This window comes from Pseudomonas triticifolii, from assembly GCF_014358015.1.
Taxonomy (GTDB): Bacteria; Pseudomonadota; Gammaproteobacteria; order Pseudomonadales; family Pseudomonadaceae; genus Aquipseudomonas; species Aquipseudomonas triticifolii.
The window spans coordinates 265,613-272,737 of record NZ_JACONV010000004.1 but is presented as its reverse complement, the minus strand read 5'-3'; the positions used below and the strand labels follow the sequence as shown (position 1 = coordinate 272,737).

Genomic DNA, 7,125 nt, shown 5'->3' with positions numbered 1-7,125 from the left:
AGCTGCTTGAGAGGGTTCGCTTGAAACATCGTCTTCGCGAACATGATGTAGCGCCGTCCGACCTGCTATCGAATTGTGGGAGGCGGCTTACTGGCGATGGCGTCAGGTCAGTCAATGACAGGTCGTCTGAGAAGCCGAATCGCCGGCAAGCCGCCTCCCACCAAAGCGTGAGCGTCATACAGCCGCTGAGAGGGTTCGCTTGAAACATCGTCTTCGTGAACATGATGTAGCGCCGTCCGACCTGCTATCGGATTGTGGGATGCGGCTTGCCGGCGATGGCGTCAGGTCAGTCAGTGACAGGTCGCCTGAGAAACCGGATCGCCGGCAAGCCGCCTCCCACCAAAGCGTGAACGTCATACAGCCGCTGAGAGGGTCCGTTTGAAACGTAGTCTTGGCGAGCAGTCTGTAGCGCTGCCCGACCTGCTGCGTCCCGAGCGACTGGACGCGTTGTTGTTGAATCTCTATGGCGCAGAGCTGATGCCCAGCCAGTTGCCGGTGCTGGTCTCGCAATGGGCCAAGTATTACTTCATGCAGCTTATTCCCGCGGTGCTGTCGGCCAGCCTTGTGCACAACCGTCACTATCCATTGCAGCTTGCATACATCGCGCTTGAGCTGGATGAGCGCGGTATCCCGGTGGGCATTCAGTTCGCGGGAGACGGCGAAGAGTGTCAGCAGGATCAGCACGATCCGTTTCAGCGTTTTGCAGGCTTGCTCGACGATAACCTGCAGCCTTTTATCAAGACACTGAGCCGCTACGGCGGGCTGGCGAGCCGTGTGTTGTGGAGCAGCGCCGGGGACACGCTGGAAAGCTGCGTGACTGAACCGGGCGACGTGTGTGCGCTATTGACCGAGCGCAAGCGCCCGGATGGCCGGATCAATCCCTTGTTTCAGACGGTGACGTACAGACAGCAGGCAGATGGCGAAGCGCCGCGCAGGCAGCGCAAGGTTTGTTGCCTGAGTTACCGGGTGGAGTGGGTCGGGCGCTGTCATCACTGCCCATTGCCTGATTGATTAAACAGCGACGGCGATCAGGCTCAGCAGGTTGTCGCCTTGCAGACTGAACTGGCCATCCAGTTCCTTGCCGTGGTGCCATTCACTGGACAGGTCCATCAGCAGGCGCAGGCGGGCGCTACCGTCATCAGACCATTCCAGCAACTCGGCGTCCTCGAAGTAGAAGCGTTTTTGCACAAGGGGATACAGCGCCTTGAACAGCGCCTCCTTGATCGAGAACGTCAGGGTGACACGAAAGGCGATTTGATCTTCCGGCCCTTTGGCCATGTCTGCCAGCTCATTGGCGGTCAGGATCTCCCCGGCCAGACGCGAGGCGCGGTCGTGGCTCAGCAGGTTTTCGGTATCCAGCCCCAGCCCTCGCCACTGTTGCTTGTGCGCGACGACGGCTGACGCCCAGCCCTTGCTGTGCGTGATGGAGCCACAGATATCGGCAGGCCATACCGGCGCGCGATCTTCACCAATTTCCGGGACGCATTGACGTTCGTCCAGCCTGCGCAGCGCTTCTCGGGCACACAGGCGACCGGCAAGAAACTCGGCCTGACGCTTGGCAACCGAACGCTGAATGCTGGCAGGCGTGTCGACCGCACAGCGCAGAAAGTCGCCGTCGGCCAGTTTGAGTGGGTCGAAATGGCCACTGACCAGCACCGCGCCTGGCACCGCCTGAGGCAGCGGCCAGTGCTGGATGAGTTCGGGGCAGCAGGCGGGGAGAGGCGGGAATCGAGTCATGAGCGGCATTTTGCCGGGGGATCAGGCTTGAGGGAAGGCTGGCGTTTGCGTCCGATCATCGTTCCCACGCCACTGCGACGTGGGAACGATCATGTTCATTACCCGAATATCTTCTTGAAGAATACCTGCATGTCCGACCACGAGCTCTGGTCGGCAGCCTTGTCGTAGCCGATGTCCGGGCCACCGTGTTCGCCGTGGCTCAGACGGTCGGCGTCGGGGTTGGTAAAGCCGTGTTTGGCACCTTCGATGCTGACGAACTTGTAGTCGGCTTTGGCGTCGTCCATTTCCTTCTTGAAGGCCGCCACGTTCTCAGGCGTGACCATGCTGTCCTTGGCACCGTGCTCGACCAGCATCGGCACCTTGATGCCAGGTTTGGCCGGACTGTTGGTGACCAGCGCGCCGTGGAAGCTCACCACGCCCAGCAGCGGCTCACCGCGACGGGCTGCGTCCAGGACAATCTTGCCGCCGAAGCAATAACCAATGGCGGCAATTCTGGCCGGGTCGGTCTGCGGCTGGTTCTTCAGTTGCTCAAGGCCTGCATCAAAACGCTTGTCGGCCGCATCGCTGTCCTTGAGGGCTGCCTGCATGAACGCCATGGCATCGTTCGGGTGTTCGGTGTTCTTGCCCTCGCCGTACATGTCGATGGCCATGGCGCTGTAGCCCAGCGCAGCCAGGTCGCGGGCGCGGCGTTTGGCGTAGTCGTTCAGGCCCCACCACTCGTGAACCACCAGTACGCCGGGGCGTGGGCCTTTTATGGCATCGTCGTAGGCGTAGTAACCCACCAGTTTAGTGCCGTCGGCACTTTTGTAATCAACCTGTTCGGTCTTGATCGCGGCCTGGGCGAGCCCGGTTAGGCCCATCATGATCATTGCCATCCACACGCGCATGTTCAGCTCCTTCTTGAGTGGGGGTGTCGTATTGAACGGCAACGATAGCCGATTCTGCCGCGCGAGGCCTCAAACACTGTTCAGCGCAGGTTCATGCAACGTTCAGTCGGGGTTCAGGCCGGCCGGATTACTGTTGAGTCGTACCTTGATGGCGTCCCCGAGCGCAAAAGGAGTCCTTATGTTGAGCATCAACAAGTTTTTCCTGGCCTTGGCTTTTCTGGGTGGCAGTGCAGCGGCACAGGCTGGTGACGGCAGGCTTGACCTGACGCGCATCGAGTTCGGCAAGACCAGTGAGCGGCACGACGATGCCAGCGGCTGGAGTCACGGGCTCGGTCAGCAGAACCAACTGAATGTGTCTGCGGGGACGCTCTATTCGCCGCCGGTTTACGGCAATCTGTCAGGCACTCACAATGGTGTGCCCGTCAGCCGTGAAATCCTGCTCGGCCGCTATGATGTAAAACAGCGTGTGCCTGTCAGCGCCCGGCTGTTGAGTACCGATGCGACGATGTCGTTTCATTCCTTGTCTTGAGGTTGGGGCTGTGCCTGGGAGGGCTGCATGAAGTTGTTGGTGGTCGAGGATGAAGCACTGTTGCGTCATCACCTGCGCACGCGTCTGACCGAGGCGGGGCATGTGGTGGAAGCGGTGGCCAATGCCGAAGAGGCGCTGTATCAGGTCGCGCAGTTCAACCACGACCTGGCGGTGATCGACCTGGGGCTGCCGGGTATCGGCGGGCTGGACCTGATCCGTCAGTTGCGTGCGTTGGGCAAATCGTTTCCGATCCTGATCCTGACCGCGCGCGGCAACTGGCAGGACAAGGTCGAAGGGCTGGCTGCAGGTGCCGATGACTATGTGGTCAAGCCGTTTCAGTTCGAAGAGCTGGAGGCGCGTCTGAATGCGTTGTTGCGCCGCTCCAGTGGTTTCATTCAGTCCACGATCACGGCCGGGCCGCTGCTACTGGACCTCAATCGCAAACAGGCCGCGCTGTCTGAGCAGCCGCTGGCACTGACCGCGTACGAATACCGCATCCTCGAATACCTGATGCTCCATCACCAGCAGGTGGTGCCCAAGGAACGTCTGATGGAGCAGCTGTACCCTGACGATGACGAGCGCGATCCGAACGTGATCGAGGTGCTGGTCGGCCGTTTGCGTCGCAAACTGGACAGCAGCGTGGCCTTCAAACCGATCGAGACCGTGCGCGGCATGGGCTATCTGTTTACTGAGCGCTGTACGTGATTCGTTCGCTGCGCCTGCGCCTGATGCTGGGCGCTGTGACCCTTGCAGTCATTTTCATGCTGCTGATGCTGCCTGCGCTGCAGAGCGGTTTCAGCCTGGCGTTGCGGGGCGCGATCGAACAGCGGCTGGCGTCGGATGTGACCACGATGATCTCGGCGGCGCGCGTTGAAGACGATCACCTGTTGATGCCGTCGTTGTTGCCGGGCGAACAGTTCAACCTGCCCGGCAGCCGTCTGATGGGCTACATCTATAACCGTCAGGGGCAGATGGTCTGGCGTTCGCTGTCCACCGAAGCGATGGACATCGATTACCACCCAAGTTACGACGGGCAGGGCAGTCAGTTCACCAAGATCAAGGAAATCAACGGCGACGAGTACTTCGTCTATGACGTCGAGATTCGCCTGCTGGGTGGTCGCAACGCCGCCTTCAGTATCGTCGCGGTTCAGCCGTTGCGCGGCTATCAGGAAACCATCAATGGTTTGCGTCAGAAGCTCTATCTGGGCTTCGGCACGGCCTTGGTGGTGTTGCTGGGCCTGTTGTGGGGCGGCCTCACCTGGGGGTTGCGAGCACTTCGTGGCCTGAGTCAGGAACTCGATGACGTGGAAACCGGTGCGCGTGACAGCCTGAGCGAAAAGCATCCCAGCGAGCTGCTGCGCCTGACCGACTCGCTCAACCGCCTGCTGCGCAGTGAGCGCGAGCAGCGCGCCCGCTATCGTGACTCGCTGGGCGACCTTGCGCACAGCCTGAAAACTCCGCTGGCGGTGTTGCAAGGCGTCAGCGAAAACATCGCCAAACGTCCTGAAGATGTCGAGCAGGCGCGGGTGCTGCAATCGCAGATCGAGCGCATGAGCCAGCAGATCGGTTACCAGTTGCAACGTGCGAGCCTGCGCAAGAGCGGGCTGGTGCGCCATCACGTGATGCTGCGGCCGGTGGTCGAAAGCCTGTGTAATACGCTGGACAAGGTGTACCGCGACAAGCAGGTCAAGGTCACGCTGGACCTGTCGGCGCATTGCCAGGTGCACATGGAAGAGGGCGCGTTGCTGGAAATGCTCGGCAACCTTCTGGAAAACGCCTATCGCCTGTGCCTGAGCGAGGTGCGCGTCAGCTTCGCCGAGTCGGCTTCAGGCGATGAACTGTGCATCGAAGACGATGGGCCTGGCGTCCCGCAGCACCAGCGGGCACGCATTCTAGAGCGCGGCGAACGGCTCGATCGCCAGAACCCCGGGCAGGGCATTGGCCTGGCCGTGGTCAAGGACATCATCGAAAGCTACAGCGCCCGACTGACGCTGGATGATTCGTCACTGGGAGGGGCCGCGTTCAGGATTCATTTCATGCCGGAGTAGCGGCGGTGATTGTTCCAGAAGGCAAGTAAAACGGGGGCCCAAACGAAAGTATCTGGATGAATGCATACCCCGTGGGAGGCGGCTTGCTGACGATGGCTTCAGTTCAGTCACTGATTAGGTCGCCTCAGAAACAGCATCGTCGGCAAGCCGCCCGCCACAGCCCGTTGGTTGCAGCAAGACTTGCGTATAACAACGAGTACTTTGCGTGGGCATGTTGCTCATAAAGCTCTGCACAAGGCGGATACCCGCCACTGCAGCCGGGTTTTTAGCTCAATACGGCGGAAAACCGCCATCGCTTTTTTCCGTTTCCGGCTATCGTCAGCCTGTCGCCCTTGTAATCCGTGGTGCTGATGTCCTTTTGCCTTCGTGGCACGCCTATTGCTATATATCCAGTAGAGGTCTGCCTTGCGCAGCTCGACAAAACAAATCCCTCCAATGCAGGAGGGTTAGCGCTTTATAGGCTCGCGCGCATCCGGTGAAGATGCCGACGACGCCCTTGAGGATAACTGCAATGACGACTCGTCAGCCCATCTACAAATCTCTCTATTTTCAGGTAATCGTAGCGATTGTTATCGGTATCCTGATCGGCCACTTCTACCCTGACACCGGCAAGGCCCTCAAGCCGCTGGGTGACGGGTTCATCAAGCTGATCAAGATGGTGATCGCCCCCATCATCTTCTGTACGGTCGTGAGCGGTATCGCCGGCATGCAGAACATGAAGTCGGTCGGCAAGACCGGTGGCTACGCACTGCTGTACTTCGAAATCGTTTCGACCATCGCCCTGTTGATCGGCCTGATCGTTGTGAACGTGGTTCAGCCGGGCGCCGGCATGAACATCGACGTCAGCACCCTGGACGCCTCCAAGATCGCGGCTTATGTAACCGCCAGTAAAGACCAGAGCATCGTCGGCTTTATCCTCAACGTGATTCCGAACACCATCGTCGGCGCGTTCGCCAACGGCGATATCCTGCAAGTCCTGATGTTCTCGGTGATCTTCGGTTTCGCCCTGCATCGCCTGGGTGCTTACGGCAAGCCGGTTCTGGACTTCATCGATCGTTTCGCTCACGTGATGTTCAACATCATCAACATGATCATGAAGCTGGCACCCGTCGGTGCGTTCGGTGCCATGGCCTTCACCATCGGTGCCTACGGCGTGAGCTCGCTGGTGCAGTTGGGTCAGTTGATGATCTGCTTCTACATCACCTGCTTCCTGTTCGTGGTGATCATACTGGGCGGCATCTGCCGTGCGCACGGTTTCAGCGTCTTCAAACTGGTTCGCTACATCCGTGAAGAGCTGTTGATCGTACTGGGTACGTCCTCGTCGGAATCGGCTCTGCCACGCATGCTGATCAAGATGGAGCGTCTGGGTGCCCAGAAGTCTGTCGTAGGTCTGGTTATCCCGACTGGCTACTCGTTCAACCTGGACGGTACGTCGATCTACCTGACCATGGCGGCCGTGTTCATCGCTCAGGCGACCAACACCCACATGGACATCACTCACCAGATCACCCTGCTGCTGGTTCTGCTGCTGTCGTCCAAGGGTGCTGCAGGCGTGACCGGTAGCGGCTTCATCGTTCTGGCTGCAACCCTGTCGGCCGTTGGCCACCTGCCGGTTGCCGGTCTGGCGCTGATCCTGGGTATCGACCGCTTCATGTCTGAAGCTCGCGCCCTGACCAACCTGGTGGGTAACGCTGTTGCCACCGTCGTGGTTGCCAAGTGGGTTGGCGAGCTGGACACCGACAAGCTGCAGTCCGAGCTGGCTTCTGGCGGTTCCGCGATTCTGGAAACCCGTCCTGAAGACGACCTGGGCGTCGCTGAAGGCCCGACTCCAGCCAATGTTGTGAACACCGGTAAAACAGTCTGATCCTCATCAGGCCATGAAAAAACCCATCTTCGGATGGGTTTTTTTATGCCTGCGGTTCAG

Annotated in this window: 7 protein-coding genes; 5 read left to right on the top strand and 2 right to left on the bottom strand. The window is 59.7% G+C overall.

Annotated elements, in window-relative coordinates:
• Nucleotides 1-378 precede the first annotated feature (378 nt).
• The gene (fhuF, locus tag H8S56_RS10185) at nt 379-1,011 is read left to right on the top strand and encodes a siderophore-iron reductase FhuF (protein ID WP_235986764.1); all 633 of its coding nucleotides are present in this window, start codon (nt 379-381) and stop codon (nt 1,009-1,011) included.
• Here fhuF and H8S56_RS10180 read toward each other — a convergent pair whose 3' ends face one another.
• The gene (locus H8S56_RS10180; RefSeq protein ID WP_214654043.1) at nt 1,012-1,737 is read right to left on the bottom strand and encodes a 4'-phosphopantetheinyl transferase family protein; all 726 of its coding nucleotides are present in this window, start codon (nt 1,735-1,737) and stop codon (nt 1,012-1,014) included.
• A gap of 98 nt (nt 1,738-1,835) precedes the next feature.
• Nucleotides 1,836-2,624, bottom strand: a complete 789-nt coding sequence (locus tag H8S56_RS10175; RefSeq protein WP_187518549.1) for a dienelactone hydrolase family protein — start codon at nt 2,622-2,624, stop codon at nt 1,836-1,838.
• Between the two features lie 178 nt (nt 2,625-2,802).
• Here H8S56_RS10175 and H8S56_RS10170 point away from each other — a divergent pair, with 178 nt between their 5' ends.
• The 4 genes from H8S56_RS10170 to H8S56_RS10155 all read left to right on the top strand — a co-directional run bounded on the left by H8S56_RS10170 (nt 2,803) and on the right by H8S56_RS10155 (nt 7,065).
• Entirely contained in the window at nt 2,803-3,153 is a 351-nt protein-coding gene (locus tag H8S56_RS10170) for a hypothetical protein (RefSeq protein WP_024685584.1), read from the top strand.
• A gap of 27 nt (nt 3,154-3,180) precedes the next feature.
• Entirely contained in the window at nt 3,181-3,858 is a 678-nt protein-coding gene (locus H8S56_RS10165) for a response regulator (protein WP_024685585.1), read from the top strand.
• Nucleotides 3,855-5,201, top strand: a complete 1,347-nt coding sequence (locus tag H8S56_RS10160; RefSeq protein WP_024685586.1) for an ATP-binding protein — start codon at nt 3,855-3,857, stop codon at nt 5,199-5,201. Before H8S56_RS10165 ends, H8S56_RS10160 begins: the two co-directional genes overlap by 4 nt.
• 511 nt (nt 5,202-5,712) lie before the next feature.
• Nucleotides 5,713-7,065, top strand: a complete 1,353-nt coding sequence (locus tag H8S56_RS10155) for a dicarboxylate/amino acid:cation symporter (protein ID WP_187518548.1) — start codon at nt 5,713-5,715, stop codon at nt 7,063-7,065.
• Nucleotides 7,066-7,125 lie beyond the last annotated feature (60 nt).

Excerpts from the sequence above, each read along its gene's own strand:
- H8S56_RS10180 (WP_214654043.1), bottom strand. The coding sequence starts at position 1,737 with ATGACTCGATTCCCGCCTCTCCCCGCCTGCTGCCCCGAACTCATCCAG.
- H8S56_RS10155 (WP_187518548.1), top strand. The coding sequence starts at position 5,713 with ATGACGACTCGTCAGCCCATCTACAAATCTCTCTATTTTCAGGTAATC.
- H8S56_RS10175 (WP_187518549.1), bottom strand. The coding sequence starts at position 2,624 with ATGCGCGTGTGGATGGCAATGATCATGATGGGCCTAACCGGGCTCGCC.
- H8S56_RS10170 (WP_024685584.1), top strand. The coding sequence starts at position 2,803 with ATGTTGAGCATCAACAAGTTTTTCCTGGCCTTGGCTTTTCTGGGTGGC.
- H8S56_RS10165 (WP_024685585.1), top strand. The coding sequence starts at position 3,181 with ATGAAGTTGTTGGTGGTCGAGGATGAAGCACTGTTGCGTCATCACCTG.